16 protein-coding genes, 4 tRNA genes and 1 other RNA gene are annotated in these 20,406 nt (G+C 71.5%); 13 read left to right on the top strand and 8 right to left on the bottom strand.

Annotated features, from left to right (window positions below; translation table 11 throughout):
• Positions 1-189 precede the first annotated feature (189 nt).
• From CP970_RS22420 to CP970_RS22385, 8 genes are all read left to right on the top strand, one after another.
• A complete protein-coding gene (locus tag CP970_RS22420; RefSeq protein ID WP_055544097.1) occupies positions 190-507 on the top strand; it encodes a histone-like nucleoid-structuring protein Lsr2 in 318 nt (105 codons plus the stop codon).
• A 123-nt stretch (positions 508-630) separates the two neighbouring features.
• Positions 631-702: transfer RNA gene (locus CP970_RS22415), tRNA-Gly, on the top strand.
• 79 nt (positions 703-781) lie between these two features.
• Positions 782-857: transfer RNA gene (locus tag CP970_RS22410), tRNA-Gly, on the top strand.
• Between the two features lie 142 nt (positions 858-999).
• Complete coding sequence (locus CP970_RS22405; RefSeq protein WP_055544098.1) at positions 1,000-1,971, top strand: ABC transporter ATP-binding protein; 972 nt, start codon at positions 1,000-1,002, stop codon at positions 1,969-1,971.
• Complete coding sequence (locus tag CP970_RS22400) at positions 1,968-2,750, top strand: ABC transporter permease (protein WP_055544099.1); 783 nt, start codon at positions 1,968-1,970, stop codon at positions 2,748-2,750. Before CP970_RS22405 ends, CP970_RS22400 begins: the two co-directional genes overlap by 4 nt.
• Before the next feature lie 15 nt (positions 2,751-2,765).
• A complete protein-coding gene (locus CP970_RS22395) occupies positions 2,766-4,025 on the top strand; it encodes a sensor histidine kinase (RefSeq protein ID WP_224058611.1) in 1,260 nt (419 codons plus the stop codon).
• Positions 4,022-4,630, top strand: a complete 609-nt coding sequence (locus CP970_RS22390) for a response regulator transcription factor (protein WP_055544101.1) — start codon at positions 4,022-4,024, stop codon at positions 4,628-4,630. The genes CP970_RS22395 and CP970_RS22390 overlap by 4 nt, the downstream gene beginning before the upstream one ends.
• A gap of 23 nt (positions 4,631-4,653) precedes the next feature.
• Positions 4,654-4,729, top strand: a tRNA-Gly gene (locus CP970_RS22385).
• A 47-nt stretch (positions 4,730-4,776) separates the two neighbouring features.
• Here the strand turns inward: CP970_RS22385 and CP970_RS22380 are convergent.
• From CP970_RS22380 to ffs, 6 genes are all read right to left on the bottom strand, one after another.
• Entirely contained in the window at positions 4,777-5,673 is an 897-nt protein-coding gene (locus CP970_RS22380; protein WP_055544102.1) for a phosphoribosylaminoimidazolesuccinocarboxamide synthase, read from the bottom strand.
• A 109-nt stretch (positions 5,674-5,782) separates the two neighbouring features.
• Positions 5,783-7,261 (bottom strand): N,N-dimethylformamidase beta subunit family domain-containing protein, encoded by a 1,479-nt coding sequence (locus tag CP970_RS22375; protein ID WP_055544103.1) that lies wholly within the window; start codon positions 7,259-7,261, stop codon positions 5,783-5,785.
• A gap of 766 nt (positions 7,262-8,027) precedes the next feature.
• Positions 8,028-9,848, bottom strand: a complete 1,821-nt coding sequence (locus CP970_RS22370; protein WP_150494837.1) for a hypothetical protein — start codon at positions 9,846-9,848, stop codon at positions 8,028-8,030.
• 369 nt (positions 9,849-10,217) lie between these two features.
• On the bottom strand, positions 10,218-11,471 hold the full coding sequence (gene purD / locus CP970_RS22365; RefSeq protein ID WP_055557140.1) for a phosphoribosylamine--glycine ligase: 1,254 nt from the start codon (positions 11,469-11,471) through the stop codon (positions 10,218-10,220).
• 494 nt (positions 11,472-11,965) lie between these two features.
• Positions 11,966-14,212, bottom strand: coding sequence for a DNA polymerase III subunit gamma and tau (locus tag CP970_RS22360; RefSeq protein WP_150493783.1), 2,247 nt, complete (start codon positions 14,210-14,212; stop codon positions 11,966-11,968).
• Between the two features lie 45 nt (positions 14,213-14,257).
• An RNA gene (gene ffs, locus CP970_RS22355) (signal recognition particle sRNA small type) lies at positions 14,258-14,356 on the bottom strand.
• 130 nt (positions 14,357-14,486) lie between these two features.
• Between ffs and CP970_RS22350 the strand changes: the two genes are divergently transcribed.
• The 4 genes from CP970_RS22350 to CP970_RS22335 all read left to right on the top strand — a co-directional run bounded on the left by CP970_RS22350 (position 14,487) and on the right by CP970_RS22335 (position 17,237).
• A tRNA-Ser gene (locus CP970_RS22350) sits at positions 14,487-14,571 on the top strand.
• Positions 14,572-14,976: 405 nt separating this feature from the next.
• A complete protein-coding gene (locus CP970_RS22345; protein ID WP_055554562.1) occupies positions 14,977-16,464 on the top strand; it encodes an ApeA N-terminal domain 1-containing protein in 1,488 nt (495 codons plus the stop codon).
• A gap of 75 nt (positions 16,465-16,539) precedes the next feature.
• Positions 16,540-16,815: a ribbon-helix-helix domain-containing protein gene (locus CP970_RS22340; protein WP_055554564.1), complete on the top strand. Its 276-nt coding sequence runs from the start codon at positions 16,540-16,542 to the stop codon at positions 16,813-16,815.
• Positions 16,812-17,237, top strand: a complete 426-nt coding sequence (locus tag CP970_RS22335; protein WP_055554566.1) for a PIN domain-containing protein — start codon at positions 16,812-16,814, stop codon at positions 17,235-17,237. The genes CP970_RS22340 and CP970_RS22335 overlap by 4 nt, the downstream gene beginning before the upstream one ends.
• A gap of 179 nt (positions 17,238-17,416) precedes the next feature.
• On the opposite strand, the gene CP970_RS22330 is transcribed toward CP970_RS22335, so the two are convergent.
• Complete coding sequence (locus CP970_RS22330) at positions 17,417-17,791, bottom strand: STAS domain-containing protein (RefSeq protein WP_055554568.1); 375 nt, start codon at positions 17,789-17,791, stop codon at positions 17,417-17,419.
• A gap of 343 nt (positions 17,792-18,134) precedes the next feature.
• Here CP970_RS22330 and CP970_RS22325 point away from each other — a divergent pair, with 343 nt between their 5' ends.
• Entirely contained in the window at positions 18,135-19,853 is a 1,719-nt protein-coding gene (locus tag CP970_RS22325) for a SulP family inorganic anion transporter (RefSeq protein ID WP_055554570.1), read from the top strand.
• A 53-nt stretch (positions 19,854-19,906) separates the two neighbouring features.
• Here the strand turns inward: CP970_RS22325 and CP970_RS22320 are convergent, their stop codons facing one another.
• Positions 19,907-20,284: an SHOCT domain-containing protein gene (locus tag CP970_RS22320; RefSeq protein ID WP_224058610.1), complete on the bottom strand. Its 378-nt coding sequence runs from the start codon at positions 20,282-20,284 to the stop codon at positions 19,907-19,909.
• Positions 20,285-20,406 lie beyond the last annotated feature (122 nt).

Here is a 20,406-nt window from a genome sequence, read left to right as displayed (position 1 = left end):
AAAAGATCACGGACCAGATCACGGATCGACATTGAGCCCTGACACGCGAGATATTCGGGCGGGCTTCACAATGCAATGCCGGGCACTGTACAAAGGAAATGGCAATAGTCGATACTTTGCCTCAAAACAGCCGGACAGTCGGCATCGCCGCACGTCAACGCGGCGGGCCGCACGAAGGGACCGATATTCGTGGCGCAGCGTGTCGTAGTCACTGTCTTTGACGACATCGACGGCGGGGAAGCGGCGGAAACGGTCGCCTTCGGTCTTGACGGCAAGTCGTACGAGATCGACCTCAATCAAACCAATGCCAAGAAACTGCGCACGGCACTTGCCCCGTACCTGGAGGCGGCCCGCAAGCAGTCGAAGTCCGGGAAGGTGTTCCGGCACACAGCCGTGACCCCCGACCCCTCCGCGGTCCGCGCCTGGGCCCGCTCGAACCAGCTGGACGTGCCGCCCCGCGGCCGCATCCCGAAGAAGGTCTACGAGGCCTTCGAGGCCGCCAACTGACCTCGTGCTCCACGCGGTCCCCGGCCCCTCGCGACAACCGACTTGCGTTGCACCCCTCCTGGTCAGCTAAAGTCTGGAGCACGCCGAGGGGCAAGGCCGAAAGGCCGGACCTCACGGAGTCTTGCGGGTGTAGTTCAGTAGTAGAACATCCCCCTTCCAGGGGGAAGGCGCAGTGTGCAATCCCTGTCACCCGCTCTGCATCGCCTACGGACCAGTCCTCTGGTTGCGGTAGGCTGGTGCCCGCGCCGATCAGTGAGAGCTGGTCGGAGGCAATGCGAACGTAGCTCAGTTGGTAGAGCGCAACCTTGCCAAGGTTGAGGTCGCGAGTTCGAACCTCGTCGTTCGCTCCAGATGAGAGGCCCCGGTCGATTCGACCGGGGCCTTCTTCGTATCCCCACAGGTCCGCGCCGTGCAGCCGCTTCTGACATTTGTCATGCGGGCCGATGACAGCGCGCACTGCTCGGGCCCACCGGGCCGGGGGACGCTGAAGTCATGACTGACCAAGTGATCGACGTGACCGATCTGCGGCGCGTGTACGGGGGCGGTTTCGAGGCGGTACGAGGGATTTCCTTCTCCGTGGGACGGGGTGAGCTCTTCGCGCTGCTCGGCACCAACGGCGCGGGCAAGACATCCACCGTCGAGCTCCTCGAAGGGCTCGCGGCACCGGCCGCCGGGCGGGTGCGGGTGCTCGGACACGACCCGTACACCGAGCGTGCCGCCGTCCGCCCGCGCATCGGCGTCATGCTCCAGGAGGGCGGATTCCCCGCTGAGTTGACGGTCGCCGAGACCGCGCGGATGTGGGCGGGCTGCACCAGCGGCGCCCGGCCCGTCGCGGAGGCCCTGGAGATCGTCGGGATCGCCAAGCGCTCCGGCGTCCGCGTGAAGCAGCTCTCCGGCGGTGAGAAGCGCCGCCTCGACCTCGCCATGGCGCTCCTGGGACGGCCCGAGGTGCTCTTCCTCGACGAGCCCACCACCGGACTCGACGCCGAAGGACGGCGCGAGACCTGGGAGCTGGTCCGCCAACTGCGCGACAACGGCACGACCGTGCTGCTCACCACGCACTACCTCGAAGAGGCCGAGGAGCTCGCCGAGCGGCTCGCCATCCTGCACGAGGGCCGCATCGCCGCCGAGGGACGCGTCGCCGACGTGGTCGCCGCGCAGCCCTCGCACATCTCCTTCGAACTGCCCGACGGGTACTTCGTCGGCGACCTGCCGCCGCTCGCCGAGCTCGGCGTGAGCGGGCACGAGACGGTCGGGCGCCGGGTCCAGCTGCGTACGGACGAACTGCAACGGGCCGCCACGGGGCTGCTGTTGTGGGCCCGCGACGCCCGGGTCGAGCTTGGCTCCCTCGACGTACGGACGGCCACGTTGGAGGAGGCGTTCCTGCGGATCGCCAAGGAGGCGCAGGACGGAACGGACGAGGGGCCCGCGGGGCGCCGCACCGAGAAGGAGATGGCGGTATGAGCACGGTGGCCGTGACCACGACCCCGATGGGCCGGATGGGGGCGCTCGCCCGCGCCGAGCTGACCTTGCTCGGGCGGAGCAAGGGGACCCTGTTCGCGGCACTGTTCGTGCCGTTCATCATCCCGCTCAGCATGAAGCAGGCCGCCGAAGGCATGGACCTCAAGGGCACCGGGCTCTCCGTCGGCACCGTCGTGCTGCCGAGCGCCCTCGGCTTCTCGCTGCTCTTCGCCGTGTACTCCGCGCTGACCGCCGTCTACGTGGCCCGGCGCGAGGAACTCGTACTGAAGCGGCTGCGCACCGGCGAGCTGCGCGACCACGAGATCCTGGTGGGCGCCGCACTGCCGTCGGTCGTCATCGGGATCGTGCAGTCCCTGGTCCTCATCGTGGGCTGCGTGGCGCTCCTGGACGCGGGGGCGCCGAGCGCGCCGCACCTCGTCGTACTCGGCATCGCCGCGGGCCTGGTGATGTTCGCCGCGCTGGCGGCCGTCACCGGGAGCTTCGCCCAGTCCATCGAGTCGGCGCAGGTCCTGGCCATGCCGATGATCTTCCTGTCGATGATCGGTTCCGGGCTCTTCATCCCGTTCGAGGTCATGCCCGACAAGGTCGCGGCGGTCGCCGAACTGCTCCCGCTCTCGTCGGTCATCGAGCTGATCCGCGGCGGCTGGGCCGGGCACCTCTCGACCGGGGACGTGCTGACCGCCGTGGCCACCACGGTGGCCTGGACCCTGCTCTCCGTGTTTGCTGTACGACGGTGGTTCCGCTGGGAACCGCGGCACTGAGGGAGGCGCAGGAGAGTGCTACTCGGCCGGATGCGGGCGTGGCAGCGTGGCTGGCACGACCGCAGCAAGATCGAGAAGGTCGAGTTCCAGAGCATGGCCATGTGGCACGCCATGCCGTGGATCTTCTTCCTCAGCTGGAACTCGGTACCGCTCAGCGTGGGTCTGCGGCACGAGACGTCCGCGCAGGTCCTCGGCTGGTCGCTGATCGCCGTCGCCGCCGCGCAGAGCGTGCACGCGAACCGTACGGTGCGGCGGTCGGTCGACCACTATCTGAACCGGACCGAGCTGCCGCGCCGCGACCTCGCCGTGACGTGCGCGCTCCTGGCCGTCGCGGTGGGGCTCGCTCTCGCCCTCCAGTGGACCGGCGGCCTCAAGGAAGGCGTGCTGGGCCTCACCGTTCTGTACCTGGTGGTTCCGCTCGGCCAGTCGCTCGCCTTCGCCGTGCCCATCCGGACCTTCCTCGCCCGCTTCGCGCTGCTCGACGCCGCGATCGTGGGCGCCTTCGCCGCCGTCGGGACGCCCGGCGGACAGCTCGCGGCGTTCGCGTCGCTCATCGGCGTCGCCGGACTCATGACGCTGCTCTCCTCGCGCTGCGGCGCCTGGACCCTCTCCGTCATGTGGGAGGTCGACCGGGCCCGCGAGGTCGAGTCGCGGCTCGCGGTCGCCGAGGAGCGGCTGCGGTTCGGCCGTGACATGCACGACGTGATGGGCCGCAACCTCGCGGTCATCGCGCTCAAGAGCGAGCTCGCGGTGCAGCTCGCCCGGCGCGGACGGCCCGAGGCCGTCGACCAGATGGTCGAGGTGCAGCGGATCGCGCAGGAGTCGCAGCGGGAGGTGCGGGAACTGGTGCGGGGCTACCGGGATGTGGAGCTCGGGGTGGAACTGATCGGCGCACAGGGCGTGTTGGAGGCGGCCGGGATCACCTGCCGGGTGACGGGGTCCGCCGCGGGGCTGCCCGCCCCCGTGCAGTCGGCACTCGGCTGGGTCGTGCGGGAGGCCGCGACGAACGTGCTGCGGCACGGGGACGCGGCGAACTGCGACATCACGCTCGCGGTGACGCGGGAGCGTACGACGTTGGTCGTCGAGAACGACGGGGTGCCCGAGGTGTCCGTGCCCGGCACGGGTTCCGGGCTCGCCGGGCTCAGGGAACGGCTCGCCGCGGTGGACGGGACCCTGGACTTCACGTGCGAAGGCGGGCGGTTCCGGCTCAGCGCCGAGGTGCCGCTGCCCCGCGCGGGGGCCGAGAATCCCCGCGAGAAAGAGGTGCTGCTGTGAGCCTGCGCGTGCTGCTCGCCGACGACGAGCATCTGATTCGGGGCGCCCTCGCCGCGCTGCTCGCCCTGGAGGACGACCTCGTGGTCGTCGCGGAGGCGGCGACCGGGCCCGAGGCGCTCGCCATGGCGCGGGCACACCGGCCCGATGTCGCGGTGCTCGATCTGGAGATGCCGGGCGCCGACGGTGTGAGTGTGGCCACATCCCTGCGCGACGAACTCCCCGAGTGCCGGACCATGATCGTGACGAGTCATGGCAGACCGGGACATCTCAAGCGGGCCCTCGCGGTGGGCGTGCGCGGCTTCGTGCCGAAGACCGTGAGCGCCCAGAAACTCGCCGAGATCATCCGCTCCGTACATGCCGGAAACCGTTATGTGGACCCGGAGTTGGCGGCCGACGCGATCTCCGCCGGGGACTCGCCGCTGACCGCCCGCGAGGCCGAGGTGCTCGAACTCGCCGCCGACGGCGCGCCCGTCGCGGAGATCGCCGAACGCGCCGCGCTCTCCCAGGGAACCGTCCGCAACTACCTCTCGGCGGCGGCCACCAAAGTCGGTGCCGAGAACCGTCATGCGGCAGTGCGTCTCGCACGCGAGCGAGGTTGGGTATAGTTGGCCTCGCGCTGCGGCGCACTGCGGACGTAGCTCAGTTGGTAGAGCGCAACCTTGCCAAGGTTGAGGTCGCCAGTTCGAACCTGGTCGTCCGCTCCAGATGAAAGGCCCCGGTCCTGTGGACCGGGGCCTTCTTCGTGTGCCGGCTACCAGGCGGTGCCGGTCAGGCGCTCGTACGCCTCGATGTACTTGGCGCGGGTGGCGTCCACCACGTCCTGCGGCAGCGCGGGCGGCGGCTGCTCGCTCTTGCGGTCCCAGCCCGAGGCGGGCGAGGTCAGCCAGTTCCGCACGAACTGCTTGTCGTAGGAGGGCTGGGCGTGGCCCGGCTCCCACAGGTCCGCGGGCCAGAAGCGGGAGGAGTCCGGGGTCAGGACCTCGTCGGCGAGGATCAGCCGTTCGCCCTCGAAGCCGAACTCGAACTTCGTGTCCGCGAGGATCAGGCCGCGCTCGCGCGCGACGTCCAGGGCACGGCCGTAGACGGCGAGGGTCGTCTGACGCAGCTGGGCGGCGGTCTCCGCGCCGACCTGGCGGGCGACCTCCTCGTACGACACGTTCTCGTCGTGCTCGCCGACGGCGGCCTTCGCGGCGGGCGTGAAGATCGGCGCGGGCAGCTCCGAGCCGTCGACCAGGCCCTCGGGGAGCGCGAGGCCGCAGACGGTGCGGGACTCGTCGTACTCCAGGAGGCCCGAGCCCGTGAGGTAGCCGCGGGCGACGCACTCGACCGGGACCATCTCCAGGGACTTGCACACGAGGGTGCGGCCCGCCCAGTCGGCGGGGGCGCCCGCCGGGAGGTCCGTGGAGAGCACGTGGTTGGGGACGAGGTCCGCGAGCTGGTCGAACCACCACAGGGAGAGCTGGGTCAGGACGCGGCCCTTGTCGGGGATCTCCGAGGGCAGCACCCAGTCATAGGCGGAGAGGCGGTCGCTGGCGACCATGACGAGCTCGCCCGCCTCGTTCTGGTACAGCTCGCGCACCTTGCCGGTGTGGAGGTGGACCAGGCCCGGAACCTCAAGAGGCTCGGGCTTTTCTACGAATCCGGACACGGTTCCTCCCCGTGGTTCTGGCCAAGTGCTTTCGATTCTCCCGTATCGGGAGCGTGGTCTTGGCCAGGGGTTGGGGCCAGAGGTTGGGTGGGGTGGTCGGGCGGAAGGATCAGTCCCGCTTGCAGATGCGGTCCAGGAGGTTGGCCGTGGCCCGCTGGACGCGGGTGTCCACGTGGCCCGGGCGGTCGAGCGCCGGTGACCAGGCGAAGGTGCCCGACGCGAAGACCAGGGCGCCCGACGGGGCGCGGTAGAGCGACGACTCCTGGTGGCGCGTCGCTCCCTCCGTGTCCGTGTACGGGGAGTGGGCGAGCAGCATGCGGCCCTGGTGCTCCGGGAGCGGCGTACGCGGGTAGTAGCGGTCGGCCTCGCCCGCGACCAGGCCCTCGATCTCATCGCCCTCGTGCGCGCCCGTCGCCTCCCACAGCCAGTGGTCGGCGTTGCGGACGACGAGGGGCCCCGGCTCGGGGACCCGGCCCGCGTACTGGATGCCGAGCAGCTGCTGCTCCGCCCTGTCCTGCTCGCGCCAGAGGGCGGGGCGGCCGGGGCCCCGGCGCTTGCGGCAGGTGAGCAGCCGGTCCTCGACGCCGGACGGCGAGGGGCCCAGCTCCACCTGCCAGTACATGGTGTTGGCGGAGAGGAAGACCAGGGACGTGCCGTGCTCGCGGGCCAGCTCCGTGGTGCGGCGCATGCTCGGCGACCAGTACTCGTCGTGGCCGGGGAAGACGAGGCCGCGGTAGCGCGTGGGGTCGATGCGGCCCGCGTGCAGGTCGCGGGCGTCGGCGTACGCCAGGTCGTAGCCGTAGCGCTCGGCCCAGCGGATGAAGTCGTAGGCGTGGCCCACGTGCAGGGGCAGTCCCGCGCCCGCGTACGGACGGTCGAAGGAGACCGTGACGGCCGCCTCGCCCTCTCCGACGAGGCCGCCCCGCTCGTCCCACGCGTGGTAGAGGCTGGCGCCCGTGCGGCCGTCCTCCGGGTAGAGGTTGTACGCCTGCCAGGTGATGTCCGGCAGGAGCAGCAGGAGGTCGGCGGGGTGGTTGTCGCGGACCGTGAAGGGGACGTGCGAGCGGTACCCGTCGGCGGTCGTGAGCACGGCCACGTACGCCCCGATGTTCCAGTAGCTCGGGATCTGCAGGCGCCAGGAGAGCCACCAGTGGTGGCAGGAGACCGTGCGGTCGGCGGTGAGCGGGGCGGGCTGGACGATGCCGGAGAGCCGGGGGCTCGTGGTGATCTTGCTGGCGCCGTCCCCTCCGTAGTGCCCGATCCGGTAGATGTCGACGCTGAACTGCTGGGGCGGGTCCACCGTGACGTGGAAGTCGATCGCCTCGCCGGGGGCGGCGGCGCCGGTGGAGGTGAAGCCCTTGATCTGGCAGTGCACGTCGTCCGCGTTGCGCGGGCCGCCGGTGCGGGGGGCCGGGATGTTCGCGCCCGGGGCCGGGGCGTGGTCGATGTACCAGGGAACGACTTTCCCGGTGTCGTCGAAGTAGTGCTCGGGTCCGCGCAGCCAGGGCAGCGGGCCCTGACCGAAAGGGTCCGACACGGCATGCGCGAGCGCGCCCGATTCCCAGCGGCGGATCGGCTCCGACCCCATGTGCCTGCCCCTCCCTCGCGCCCCCCGAGACGGCGTCGCCCCGGCCGCGCACGGCCCGGCGACCGGTCCCAGCACATCACATTACGCACGCATCCCGTCACCGTTCGTCGCGAATTGACGTGAACGGAACGAGAGCTTCCGCCCGGGGTGGCGCAAGGGGTGGCGTTCGCCTGCGGTTTCTTTCGGGAGGGGGGTCGGGGCGGGGCGGAATTGGGGGTGGGGGCGGAGTGAGTTTTATGGGCGTGGGGGTGGAATTTGGGGTGGGTGAAGGGGGGCGGAGGGATGAGGTGGCTGGATTGAGGTGGCTTGGGTCTGACGCGGAGCTTGGGTCGTTGGATCGGGTCGCATCAGCGCGGACCGGGTGGTCGGGTCGGCACGGCACGGTCGGCTCGGTTCCGCTCGGTTCGGCTCGGCTGGGTTCGGCTTGATCGGGCTCGACACGGCGGGGCAGGCTCAGCCCGGCACAGCTTGAGCGGGCGCACGGCCAGGGCCGACACGCATCGGCACGGCTTGGCTCGGCACGGGGCTGCTCGCGGCGGCGCGGACCGGATCGGCAGGGCTAGCCTGGTCGGCACGCTCGGTCGAGGTCGGCGCGGAGCAGTACGGCGTGGATCGGCCTGGGTCGGCTCGGAGCGGGCTGGTCGGCTCGTAGCAGCGCTGGCCAGCCCGGGGCGGGTCGGCGCCGCCTCGTCGGCTCGTAGTAGCGCAGGGCGGCCCGGGGCCGGTCCGCGTGGATCGGGGAGCCCGGGGGTGGTCGGTGTGGGGATCAGACCAGGCGGACCGGCTTTTCGGGGCGTACGCCCAGGCGGGTCAGCCAGGTCCGCAAGGGGCCCGCGTCGCCGTCCTCCACGAGGGTCAGGACGCGCGGCGCGAGGTCCGCCGCGCGCTCGCCGCCGACCAGCAGGGAGGGGCCGTCGAGCCAGTCGAGGCCGGGCGCGGCGCCCGCCGTGTCGACCGCGGCGCAGCACACCATCGCCGTGACGTGGTCGGCCAGCAACTCACGTCCCGTACGCGGTGGTTGCAGGGGGAAGAGCGGGAGCGCGCCGTCGTCCCAGAGCGCCTCGTCGGGGCCGAGGCTCGCGGGCGCGGGGCGGGGCGGCGTCGCGGCTTCCTCGCGGGCGAGCTCGGCGGTGAGGCCCGCGGCCAGCATCCCGCCGAGGCTGTCCGCGTCGGCCTCGTCGTCCGCCTCCTCGGGGAAGAACGATCCGGCGTGCTCCGGAGCCTCGCCGTCCGGGACGACCCGCGCCCGCGGACCCTCCGGATCGGCCGTCGTGAGGTGGTCGAGGACACGGCCCAGGGTCGGCCCCTCGGGGTCGGGTGCCGTCGGGTCGGCGGAGTGGCTGACGCCGAGGGAGTCCAGGACGCGGTGCAGCCGGGCGGCGTCCATGCGCCACTTGCGGTCCACGACCTCGTCCGGATACTCCTGCCAGGCCACCGGCGCCCAGTCGGGGCCGTTCTCCGCGGGGCCGCCGTGGAAGAGCCGGGCGGCGAGCAGCGAGGCCGCCTCGTCCACGGAACCGGGCTCCTCCAGGAGATCGCAGGCGGGACGCTCCCCCAGGCGCGAGGCGAAGCCCTCGGCGAGGCGGTCCCTGCGGGAGAGCTCGGTGAGCGCGGAGACCACGCCCGCGTCGAGCCGCGAGGGCCAGCGGCCCATGCGCCAGGCGGGCAGCGCGACCCGGGTGAGCAGGCGGTCCCACCCGGCGTACGCGAGGCCGACCTGCTCCTGGGCGACGATCCGCACTCCGTAGTCCACGGTCTGGGCGCGCTCGGCGGCCGCCGCGGCGACGCCCCGCTCCATCTCGGCCGCATGCCCACGGCAGCTGCGCAGGAGCAGGCGCGCGACCCAGCCGATGCCGCCGAGCACCACGCGCGCGAGGGGCCCGCGTCCCGGTGCCGAGGTGACCGCGACGGCCGCGTCGAGGCCCCGGACGAAGCGCCGGGCCGCCGCTATGTCGGGGTGCGCGGAGGGACCGGTTCCCGCCACGACGGGTGCGAGCACCGCGCGCAGCTCACCGACCCGCATCCACCACAGGAACGGGGAGCCGATGACGAGCACGGGTGCGGCGGGCGCGGCGGTGACCGCGCGGTGCGGCGCGCGACCGCCCCGTACGCCGTCGGCGGCCTCGTCGGCGCCCGCACGGGGGCCCGCTCCAGGGCCGGTGTCCCGGCTCGCGGGCGGGCCGTGGGCCGGGTGGGTGCGGTCCTCCAGCCAGCTGTCGCAGTCCGGGGTGAGCGCTATGGCCGAGGGGGCGGGCACGTCGAGGCGGTCGGCGAGGTCGCGGACCAGGCGGTACAGATCGGGGGCCGATTCCTCGGCGATCGGGACCGTGGGGCTCAGGGCGGGCCTGGCTCTGGCCACGACCAGGGCGACGGCCGCCGCGCAGAGCAGCACGACGACGGCCACGGCCGACACGACCCAGCGCACGACGTCCCAACTCCCGCCGCCGATATGGCCCGTGACCCCGCCCGCGATGAGCACGACGGCGACGGCCGCGGGCAGCAGGGCGACGGCCAGCGCCCTGCTGCGCAGACGCAGCACGGCGAGAGCCCGCGAGCGCGCGGCCTGCGCACCCACCTCCACACCCATACCTGACACGACCGATGGCACCCCCTGCTGCCTACTCCTCGGCCACCGGCGGGAGCCGGTGGCGCACATCAACGGCGTTGGTCTTGCTCACTCCCCCACTGTGGCACCCGCCACCGACATCGCAATGCCGGTGGTCTGTTTGGCTCTGGGCGCTCTGAACTGCTTTCGCCGCACCCTAGTTGGGGTGCGGGGACCCGTCAGCCGGATGGGCCACCGGTCACTCGATGGAATGGCTTTGGCTAAAGGTGGATGCCGAAAAAGCCCCGGATCCAGTGTCAGATCCGGGGCTTCACCGAGCGTGAGAACGGCTGAAAGTTACTCCTGTGTCGCATTCCCGGCGGTCTGCCCCGCCTCCGGGAATGCCTCGGGCTACGCCTCCGCGGCCGCCTTCGCCGCGATGTCCGTGCGGTGCTGCGCGCCGTCGAGGCGGATGCGGGAGAGCGCCGCGTACGCGCGCTCGCGGGCCTCGCCGAGCCCGGCGCCGACCGCCGTCACGGAGAGCACCCGGCCGCCCGCGCTGACGACCGCGTCGCCGTCCCGCTCCGTCCCCGCGTGCAGGACGTACGCGTGGGGCGCATCCTGTGCCGCGACGTCGCCGAGGCCCTCGATGGGATCGCCCGTGCGGGGCGTACCGGGGTAGTTGTGCGAGGCGACGACCACGGTCACCGCGGCGTCGTCGCTCCAGCGCAGCGGGGGCAGGTCGGCGAGCGTGCCGTCCGCCGCCGCCAGCAGGACACCGGCGAGCGGGGTTTGCAGCCGGGCGAGGACGACCTGGGTCTCGGGGTCGCCGAAGCGGGCGTTGAACTCGATGACCCGGACGCCGCGGCTCGTGATCGCCAGACCGGCATAGAGCAGTCCGGAGAACGGCGTCCCGCGCCGCCGCAGCTCGTCGACCGTGGGCTGCAGGACCGTCCGCAGGACCTCGTCGACCAGCTTCGGATCGGCCCAGGGCAGCGGAGAGTACGCACCCATGCCGCCGGTGTTGGGGCCCTCGTCCCCGTCGAGCGCGCGCTTGAAGTCCTGGGCGGGCTGCAGCGGTACGACGGTCTCGCCGTCGGTGATCGCGAAGAGGGAGACCTCGGGGCCGTCGAGGAACTCCTCGATGACGACGCGGTCGCAGGCCAGCGCGTGCTTCCTGGCGGCCTCGACGTCGTCGGTGACGACGACTCCCTTGCCCGCCGCGAGCCCGTCGTCCTTGACGACGTACGGCGCTCCGAAGGCGTCGAGGGCCGTGTCGATCTCTTCCGGGGTCGTGCAGACGTAGGACCGGGCGGTCGGCACGCTCGCGCCCGCCATCACGTCCTTCGCGAAGGCCTTGGAGCCCTCCAGCTGGGCGGCCTCCTCCGAGGGGCCGAAGCAGGGGATGCCCGCGGCGCGCACGGCGTCGGCGACGCCCGCGACGAGCGGCGCCTCCGGACCCACGACGACGAGCCCGGCATCGAGCTTCTTGGCCAGCGCGGCCACGGCGGCGCCGTCGAGGGCGTCGACCTGGTGCGCCTCGGCGACCTCTGCGGTGCCGGCGTTGCCGGGGGCGCAGTGCAGCTCGGAGACGGCGGGATCGAGGGACAGAGAGCGGCACAGGGCGTGTTCGCGGGCACCACTGCCGATGACGAGGACCTTCACGGTGGTCAGCCTAGCCGGGGTCGGGGCCTCGGTTTGTACGGGCTGCCAGGTCTGGCCCCTGGGCCTGTTGTGTGTTCCTCCGAGGTTCTCGGGGACGGGGTGCCATTGCTGCGGGCCGCTGGGGGCCAAGCCGCCGCTTCGCGGCGATGCGTTCCCACCCGCCCACCCGTGACTCCGCACCGGGCGGTGGGGGTAGGGGCGGGGGGCGGGGTGCTCCGGGCTGGGCGAGGGGGGAAGGCGGGCGGGGCGCGCCGCACCCCCGCGTCGAGCGAGGGAGGAAGCGGGCAGGGCACGCCGCACCCCCGCATTGAACGAGGGAGGAAGCAGGCAGGGCACGCCGCACCCCCGCGTTGAACGAGAGGGGAAGCAGGCAGGGCACGCCGCACCCCCGCATTGAGCGAGGGAGGAAGCAGGCGGGGTGCTCCGCACCGGGCTGGGGCGGGAGCGGCCCTCGCCGAGTGAGCCCGCGCGGATGTGCGAGGCCTCGTCCTGGGTTATTCGTTCGGGTACTCGTCGATCACCGTCGCGCCCAGTTCCCTGACGATCATGTCGTGGCCGGAGAGGGCCGATTCGACCAGGTCCGGGTCGTCGTCCTCGGGGGTGTCGTCCTCCGGGGCCACGTGTTCCGGGGCGGGGGCCGACCGGGGGGCGGAGGCGGGCTCCGGAGCCGGGGCCGCCGACGGGGCCGGGGCCTGGGGGGCGGAGGCGGCCGGGGGCGGCTGCGGCGGGGCCACGGGGCGCGGGGCCGCGGGAGCGCCGCCGCCGAAGTTGACCGCGGCGGGCGGCGGGGCTGAGCCGCCCGACGGGTCGACGATCGCCTCGACCCGCCACTCCACGCCGAACTGCTCGGACAGCGCCTGTCGGAGCACGTCCTCGCTGCCGCTGCTCGCGAAGTTGTCACGCGCGCCCGCGTTCACGAAGCCGATCTGCAGGGTCGTGCCGTCGAACCCCGCCACCTGGGCGTTCTGGCTGAGCAGGATCCAGGTGAAGCGGCGGCGGTTCTTCACCGCCTCGAGGATGTTCGGCCAGAGGGTGCGGGGGTCGGGCCCGCCCGCGGGGGCCGCCGCCATGGGGGCGGGGGCGGCGGGGGCCTGAGGGGTGGGTGCGGCCGAGGGCTGGGTCGGCTGCGGCGCCGGGGCACCGGAACCGGCCGACGCGGCGGTGGGCCAGCCGCCCGGACGCGGTGCCTCCGGAGCCCCGGCGGGCGCGGGCGCGGCGGCGGGGCCGCTGCCCGGCGCGGACGCCGTGGGCCAGCCACCGGGCCGACGCTCGGCGGCGGCAGCCGGAGCCGGGGCCGGGGCCGGGGCCTGGGGTGTTGTGGGTGCTGTGGGTGCCGGGGCAGGCGCCACCGGGGCAGCGGCGGCAGGCGGCGCGGCCGCCTCCGGGGAGGCCGGGCCCGCGCCACGGACCGCGGCCCGCGCGGCCGCGGGGCCCCCACCGGGCGGCACCGGCGGCCCCTGCGGAACCGGCTCGGGCCCACCCGCGGGCATGGCGACACCGGGCTGCCGCACGCCCGCGTGGGCCTCGGGCCCGGGGACGTACCCCATCGCGGGGGCCGCGCCCTGGCCGCCCGGCACGAAGTTCCCCCCGCGCTCCAGGCGCTCGAGGCGGGCCATCACGGAGCGCTCGTCGTCGTACGCCGCGGGGAGCAGCACGCGGGCGCAGATCAGCTCCAGCTGGAGCCTCGGCGACGTGGCGCCGCGCATCTCGGTGAGGCCCTCGTTCACCAGGTCGGCGGCGCGGCTGAGCTCGGCGCCGCCGAAGACACCGGCCTGCGCCTGCATCCGCTCGACGACATCGACGGGGGCATCGATGAGGCCCTTCTCGGCGGCGTCGGGGACGGCCGCGAGGATCACCAGGTCGCGCAGCCGCTCCAGGAGGTCGGCGACGAAGCGCCGCGGGTCGTTGCCCCCCTCGATGACGCGGTCCACGATCTCGAAGGCCGCGGCCCCGTCCCCGGAGGCGAAGGCCTCCACCACGGAGTCGAGCAGCGACCCGTCGGTGTAACCGAGGAGGGAGGTCGCCATGGCATACGTCACACCGGTCTCGGTCGCACCGGCGAGCAGCTGGTCCATGACGGACATCGAGTCACGCACGGAACCGGCACCGGCCCGCACGACCAGCGGGAACACCCCGTCCTCGACGGCCATGTCCTCGCGGCCGCAGACCTCGGCCAGGTACTCGCGGAGCGTGCCGGGGGGCACGAGCCGGAACGGGTAGTGGTGCGTGCGCGAGCGGATCGTGCCGATGACCTTCTCGGGCTCGGTCGTCGCGAAGATGAACTTGAGGTGCTCCGGGGGCTCCTCGACCACCTTCAGGAGGGCGTTGAAGCCCGCCGAGGTGACCATGTGGGCCTCGTCGATGATGTAGATCTTGTAGCGACTGCTCGCCGGGCCGAAGAAGGCCTTTTCGCGCAGGTCACGGGCGTCGTCCACGCCACCGTGCGACGCGGCGTCGATCTCGATGACGTCGATCGAACCCGGTCCGTTGCGCGCGAGGTCGCGGCAGGACTGGCACTCGCCGCAGGGCGTGGGAGTGGGACCTTGCTCACAGTTGAGACAACGGGCCAGGATGCGCGCGCTCGTCGTCTTGCCGCAGCCGCGGGGGCCACTGAACAGGTAGGCGTGATTGACCCGGTTGTTGCGCAGCGCCTGCTGCAGCGGGTCGGTTACATGCTCCTGCCCGATGACCTCGGCGAACGACTCCGGGCGATAGCGGCGGTACAGCGCGAGAGACGACACACATACGAGGTTAATGGGGACCACTGACAACCTGGACCGCCCCGAACGCAAAGCGCCCCCCACGCACCCGCCAGAGCCGACCTACCCTTGCTGCCTTCCGGCCCTGGGGGAGTTCAGTCAGATAGCGCCACGTGAGGGGCTGGCCCCCACAGTAGCGGATCCCCCGGGCCGGAAGCGACGCCGGTCCCGGCGGTGGAGGGCGCGAGGACGATCACGACGGCGACCTCGGGATCGTGTTCGCGAGCACTCCCCAACGTCTTGTATTGTTTGCGGCGGAGGATTCGCCTAGTGGCCTAGGGCGCACGCTTGGAAAGCGTGTTGGGGGCAACCCCTCACGAGTTCGAATCTCGTATCCTCCGCACCCGCCCGTCAGGGCAGACGAAGGGTCCGACCGCTCAGCGGTCGGACCCTTCGTCGTTACGTGGTCTCCGTTGCACCGGATGGGCCGCCGTGGACCTGAGGTCTGCCTCAACTCGCATCGGCCGCGTAGTGACCCGTAAGGGCCTGCCGTCCACCCGTCACGTCCCGAACTCCTACGGCATCGTGCGCTCCTCCCTCTGATCCGGCATGGCAGCGCGTGGGCAGAGCATTCTGGCCTGGCAGCCAGGGCGGCAATCCTGCACGGCGAGGAGAGCGCTCAGGTCTCCTGGTGAGGAACCATGGACTGGTTAGGACACCTCCTACTCGCAGCATCGTCGCGCTTCGGAGTCGTCCAGCTGCGGACCTCGTGAGCCCCAAGAGACGCAATTTCGGGAAGGGTTACCTTGGCGAAGAGCCTGTTGAACCTTGACGAGGCCAGCGAGTGGTCAGGCATCTGGTGGCTGCCCGACGACCCTGACCAGCCGCTGCCCGGTGTCCTCCGATACTCGCCGGACGACGGCCTGGTGCTTTCACTGATCGGTGCGTTCGAGGACCGCATCACGTCTACGCCCTCTCCTGGCCTCACCGTGCTCCACGAGGGGAGCCGAAATTGGGACGTCATCCAGGGCATCGCCGAGCAACAGGAGATTTCCCTCCTCAGCTGTTACCCGAGCAGCGTGCAGCGAACTGTCGGCGCGCGGGTGAAGAGCCCTGACAAGCAGACCGTGGTGGCGATGACCGCCCTCGTCGGGGCGCATGTCAGTGACGAGGACGACGCTGTGTTTTCCGCCGCGGAGATTGCCGTCGAGGACCTCCAGTTCTGGGCCGCTTCGTCGGTATTCGAGGGCTTCCTCGGTGCTCCCGATGGCAAGATCGACGGGACTGGAAGCATCTCAGTGACGCCAGTGCAGACGCGATCGGTCCTAGTTGACGGGACCGAGTTCCGCCTGCAGCACCAGCACACGCTCCCGTTCTTCGACCAGAGCAAAGGCGGCACCGTCGGGCGCATGCGCGACACAGCGTTCGTGCGCGTCGTACCAGCCGCCCCGTTCTCCCTGGACGGCGCACGGGAAGCGGCCAGCCTGGTGCAGGACCTGATCTCGCTTGCGACCCATCGAGCCGCCGGCATGATCTGGCTCCGGCTTGAAGTAGCGGAGAGCGAGTCCGTACTACTGCCCGGCGGCCGCCCCAAGCCAAAGCGGCGTGCCGATGTCCTCTACACGCCTACCGCGCTGGGCAGGAATAACGCCAAGGCAGTCGACCACCACCGTGTCTTCTTCACGTGTGCGTCGCTCCCGTTCGAAGAGGTCGTGCCCCGCTGGTGCGAGGCACGCGACCGGCTGCGGGCGGCGACCAGCATGATCCTGGGCCTCCGCTACGCACCGGCCCGCTATGTGGAGACCAACCTCCTGACGGCAGTGGGAGCCGCCGAGGTGCTGCACCGCGGTCTCCGCATCGACGAGAAGCCGTTCCCCCCTGCGAACTTCAAGGCGATGCGCGACGCCATGCTCGCGCAGGTGCCCGAGATGCACCGGAAGAGGTTCAAGGGAGTCATCCGCAACGACCCGACGCTCCGGGACCGGCTGCATGCCCTCGCCGCGCGCCCCGACCAGGACGCGATCGCGCTTCTCATGCCGGACGTGGACCGGTGGGCCGGAAGGACCACTCGGGCCCGCAACGACCTGGCGCACGAAGGAAAGACGCCGAATCACCGCACAGAGGAGTTGATTGCCATCGTTGACGTGACCGCGGCGGTCATCATCCTGAATGTTCTCCACGAGCTCGGCCTGCCCGCTGAGCGGCAGCGCGAGATCGTGCGAGAGCATCCCCAACTCAGGTCGACTGCCAGCGCTGCCGGCGAATGGCTGGTCGCGCCCGCCGACGCCCCCTGAGTCGCGTCCACCTCCTGACCTGACTGGTTCAACGACGCTGGTATGGGTCTCCACACCAGGAGTATGGTGACTTGTATGGCGACGAAGAAAGTCACGGTGACGATCCCCGAAGATCTCCTCGACGAGATCCGCGCCGAAGCAGCTGAGCGAGGGCTCTCGGCGTATGTGGCCGAAGCGCTGCGGTTCAAGCGCGATCGGGACCGGCTGCTGGAACTGGTCGACTGGCTTCAGGAGGAACACGGGCCGGTCACCAAGAACGAGCGAACGGCAGCCCTCGCAGAACTGGACGATCTCGACGCCGAGCACGAGCGCCGCGCCACCAGTGGACACGATGCCGGAGAAGCGGCGTGAAGAAGCGCACCGGTCAACAGAGCCAGCGGCCACCGCGCGTCTTCGTACTCGACTGCGAGGCACTGTCTCTGGCCGTGCGCGGCGACCGGAGGATGATCGCCTGGCTCGACCTGGCGGCTCAAGGTGAGGCCGAGGTGGTGACGTCCCCGATGACGCTGGTCGAGGCGTACGACGGCAGAACCACCGAGCAGCGCTGGGACTGGGTGCTCTCCCGGCTCCAAGTCGCCGATATCGGGAAGGACGAGGCCCGCCAGGCCCGCCGCCTCCTGGCCGACGCCAAGCTGCACGGACACAAATACGCGATCGACGCCGTGCTCGCCGTCATCGCGCGACAGCAAAAAGGGCGAGTCACGGTCTTCACCTCGGACGTCGACGACCTGGAGAAGCTCGTCCCGGACACGATCGTCGTCAAGAAGGTCTGACCCAACTCTTTCCGGTCTCAGTTCTGGTTTCATTCACCGCTGCCCGCCACCGTTCATGGCCGAGGGCGAGCCCTACTCCGCCACAGGACAGAGCGCCCACGACCGTCAGGGCAACCGAAGGGCCCCACCGTTCGCGGTGGGGCCCTTCGGCGTTCTCCGGACGGAAACCGGAGAAACCTTCACTCCCGCGCCGGCAACCGTTCCCGCAGGGTGTCGGTCAAGGTCGGGGCCGGGTGGAAGCGTTCGGTGAGGCCCAGGACGTGCAGCATCCGCAGGGTGAGGGCCTGCGGGCAGACCAGGAGGAGTGCGCCGCTCCGCTCCCTCAGACGGCGGTCGGCGCGGCAGAGCAGGGCCAGGCCGGAGCAGTCGAAGAAGGTCGTCGGCGTGAGGTCGATGACGAGCAGCGTCTCCATCGGCGCTGTCACCGCGTCCAGGCGCGGCATGATCGTCAGGGCCGCCACGATGTCGATGTCGCCGTGGAACTCCATGACGGTGCGGCCTTGTACCCGGTGGATGTACAGGTGCCCAGCGTGGGGCGGAACGCCGTGGCTCATGGCGGCATCCTCACTGCCGACGGCCTCTCCCCTGGGGAGGCCGAATGGTCGGACGGGACGGAGGGCCACCGGGGACCGGGGTGACGTCGGGGAGAGCCCGTGGAAGCAGGACCACTGGTGAGGGACCGGAGACACGGTTCTCACAGGGGGTGATGCCCCCACTCGTGTCCGTCAACCTATCGCCCCGAAAGGCCACTTGAGGCAGAACTGCGTGCGTACGACCGAGTTGGGGCCGCGGAGCCCGCCCGGCCCCCGGTGCCGCTCCGCCAACCACCCCTGCGGGGTGATCCCGGTCCGCGCCCCACCGGCCGAACCTGGGCGGAATCCGGCGGAGAGGACACCCATGACGGCGACCGAGCAGGGCGGTGGCGGACGCGTCGCGTCGTTGCTGCGGGCCGTGCCCGGAGGCCGCGCGGCCCTGACGTACCGACGCGAGTGGCTGGCCAAGGACGTCGTGGCGGGGATCGTGCTCACCACGCTGCTCGTGCCGCAGGGCATGGCGTACGCCGAACTCGCCGGGCTGCCCGCGATCACCGGCCTCTACACGTCCATCCTGTGCCTGCTGGCCTACGCGGTGTGCGGGCCCTCGCGGATCCTGGTCCTCGGGCCCGACTCCTCGCTCGGGCCGATGATCGCGGCGACGGTGCTCCCGCTGGTCGCCGCCGACGGCGATCCCGAGCGGGCCGTCGCCCTGGCGTCGATGCTGGCGGTCATGGTCGCGGGCATCATGCTCCTCGCGTCCCTGGCCCGCCTCGGTTACGTCGCCGAGCTGGTCTCCAAGCCCACGATGATCGGCTACATGAACGGCCTCGCCGTGACCATCCTGATCGGCCAGCTGCCCAAGCTCCTCGGGTTCAAGGTCGACGCCGACGGCCTGATCGACGAGTGCGCGGCCGTGGTCGAGGGGCTCGCGGACGGCAAGGCGGTCGCCGCGGCGGTCACCGTCGGGTGCGGCGGCATCGTGCTGATCCTGGCGCTGCAGCGCTGGCTGCCGCGGGTGCCCGCCGTGCTCGTCATGGTGGTCCTGGCGATCGGCGCCGTGGTGGTGTTCGACCTCGGGGAGCACGGGGTGGCGCTCGTCGGCGTGCTGCCGGAGGGTTTTCCGCCGCTGACGCTTCCGCACGTCGCGTTCGACGACGTCGGTCCGCTGCTCGCCGGTGCCCTGGGCATCGCCGTCGTGTCCCTGGCCGACACGATCTCCAACGCGTCGGCGTTCGCGTCGCGCGCGGGCCAGGAGGTGCGCGGCAACCAGGAGATGGCGGGCGTGGGCGCGGCCAACCTGGCCGCGGGGCTCTTCCAGGGCTTTCCGGTCAGTACGAGCGGGTCGCGTACGGCGGTGGCGGAGCGGGCCGGGGCGCGCACCCAGCTGACCGGTGTGGTCGGCGCGGCGCTGATCGTGCTCATGCTGGTCCTGGTGCCGGGTCTCTTCCGGCACCTGCCCCAGCCCGCCCTCGCGGCCGTCGTCATCACCGCGTCGCTCTCGCTGGCCGACGTGCCGGGCACGGTACGGCTGTGGCGGCAGCGCAGGATGGAATTCCTGCTGTGCGTCGCGGCGTTCCTCGGGGTCGCGCTGGTCGGCGTCCTCGAAGGGATCGCGGTGGCCGTGGCGCTCTCCGTGCTGAACGTCTTCCGCCGGGCCTGGTGGCCGTACGAGACGGTGCTCGGGCAGGTGGCGGGCCTGCCCGGCTATCACGACGTCCGCTCCCACCCCACCGCCGAACAGCTCCCCGGCCTCGTCATCTACCGGTTCGACGCGCCCTTGATCTTCGCCAACGCCAAGAACTTCCGCGACAACGTGCTGCGCATCGCGCGGTCGGACCCGGCGCCGGACTGGATCGTGATCGCCGCCGAGCCCATGACCGACGTGGACACCACCGCGGCCGACGTCCTCGTGGCCCTCGACGAGAAGCTCAACGCCGGTGGCACGCATCTCGTCTTCGCCGAGCTGAAGGACCCGGTGCGCCGCAAGATCGAGCGGTACGGGCTGACCCGCACCATCGACGAGCGGCACCTGTATCCCACGGTGGAGGCCGCCGTCGCCGCGTTCCGCGGTCGGCGGTGACCGGTCGGCGGTGACGACGGAACCGCGCCGCCACCGCGTCCCGCACGGGCGTCCTACATGGGCAGGACCTGGTGTTTGGCCTGTGCGTACTCCGCGCCGGTGAGCGCCCCGGTCCGGTGCAGCTCCGCGAGCCGTTCCAGTTCGTCGGCGCTGGTCACGGACGGCGCGCCCACGGGACGGCCGCGCAGTCCTGACATCCGGCCCATCGAGCTGCGGCGGCTCATCCCGGAACCCTGGGAGATGACGTAGACGAGTACGCCGAGGAAGGGCAGGACGAGAATGAACAGCAGCCACAGCGCCTTGCGCCAGCCGTTGAGATCGTCGTTGCGGAAGATGTCCACGACGATCTGGATCACGAGGGCGAACCACATCACCCACAAGAAGAAGAACAGCATGGTGAGGAAGACGTCGAACACCGGATAGTCGTCCACGGCAACACTCCCGTCGATCGGATGGGCACCACACTCGGGGGCCGCCCCCGCGGCCGTATCACCCCTGTAGGGCGAAACGCGGGTCCGGCGGCCGCGTCACAGTGTCCGCGAGGGGGCTTGGC

Source organism: Streptomyces kanamyceticus, assembly GCF_008704495.1.
Lineage (GTDB): Bacteria > Actinomycetota > Actinomycetes > Streptomycetales > Streptomycetaceae > Streptomyces > Streptomyces kanamyceticus.
The sequence above is the reverse complement of the archived record's forward strand: the minus strand, read 5'-3'. Positions and strand labels throughout refer to the sequence as shown.

Bases quoted from the DNA above. Each gene is read 5' to 3' on its own strand.
- CP970_RS22405 (WP_055544098.1), top strand. From the start codon at position 1,000: ATGACTGACCAAGTGATCGACGTGACCGATCTGCGGCGCGTGTACGGG.
- CP970_RS22400 (WP_055544099.1), top strand. From the start codon at position 1,968: ATGAGCACGGTGGCCGTGACCACGACCCCGATGGGCCGGATGGGGGCG.
- CP970_RS22375 (WP_055544103.1), bottom strand. From the start codon at position 7,261: ATGGGGTCGGAGCCGATCCGCCGCTGGGAATCGGGCGCGCTCGCGCAT.
- CP970_RS22370 (WP_150494837.1), bottom strand. From the start codon at position 9,848: ATGGGTGTGGAGGTGGGTGCGCAGGCCGCGCGCTCGCGGGCTCTCGCC.
- CP970_RS22340 (WP_055554564.1), top strand. From the start codon at position 16,540: ATGGCGACGAAGAAAGTCACGGTGACGATCCCCGAAGATCTCCTCGAC.
- CP970_RS22330 (WP_055554568.1), bottom strand. From the start codon at position 17,791: ATGAGCCACGGCGTTCCGCCCCACGCTGGGCACCTGTACATCCACCGG.
- CP970_RS22325 (WP_055554570.1), top strand. From the start codon at position 18,135: ATGACGGCGACCGAGCAGGGCGGTGGCGGACGCGTCGCGTCGTTGCTG.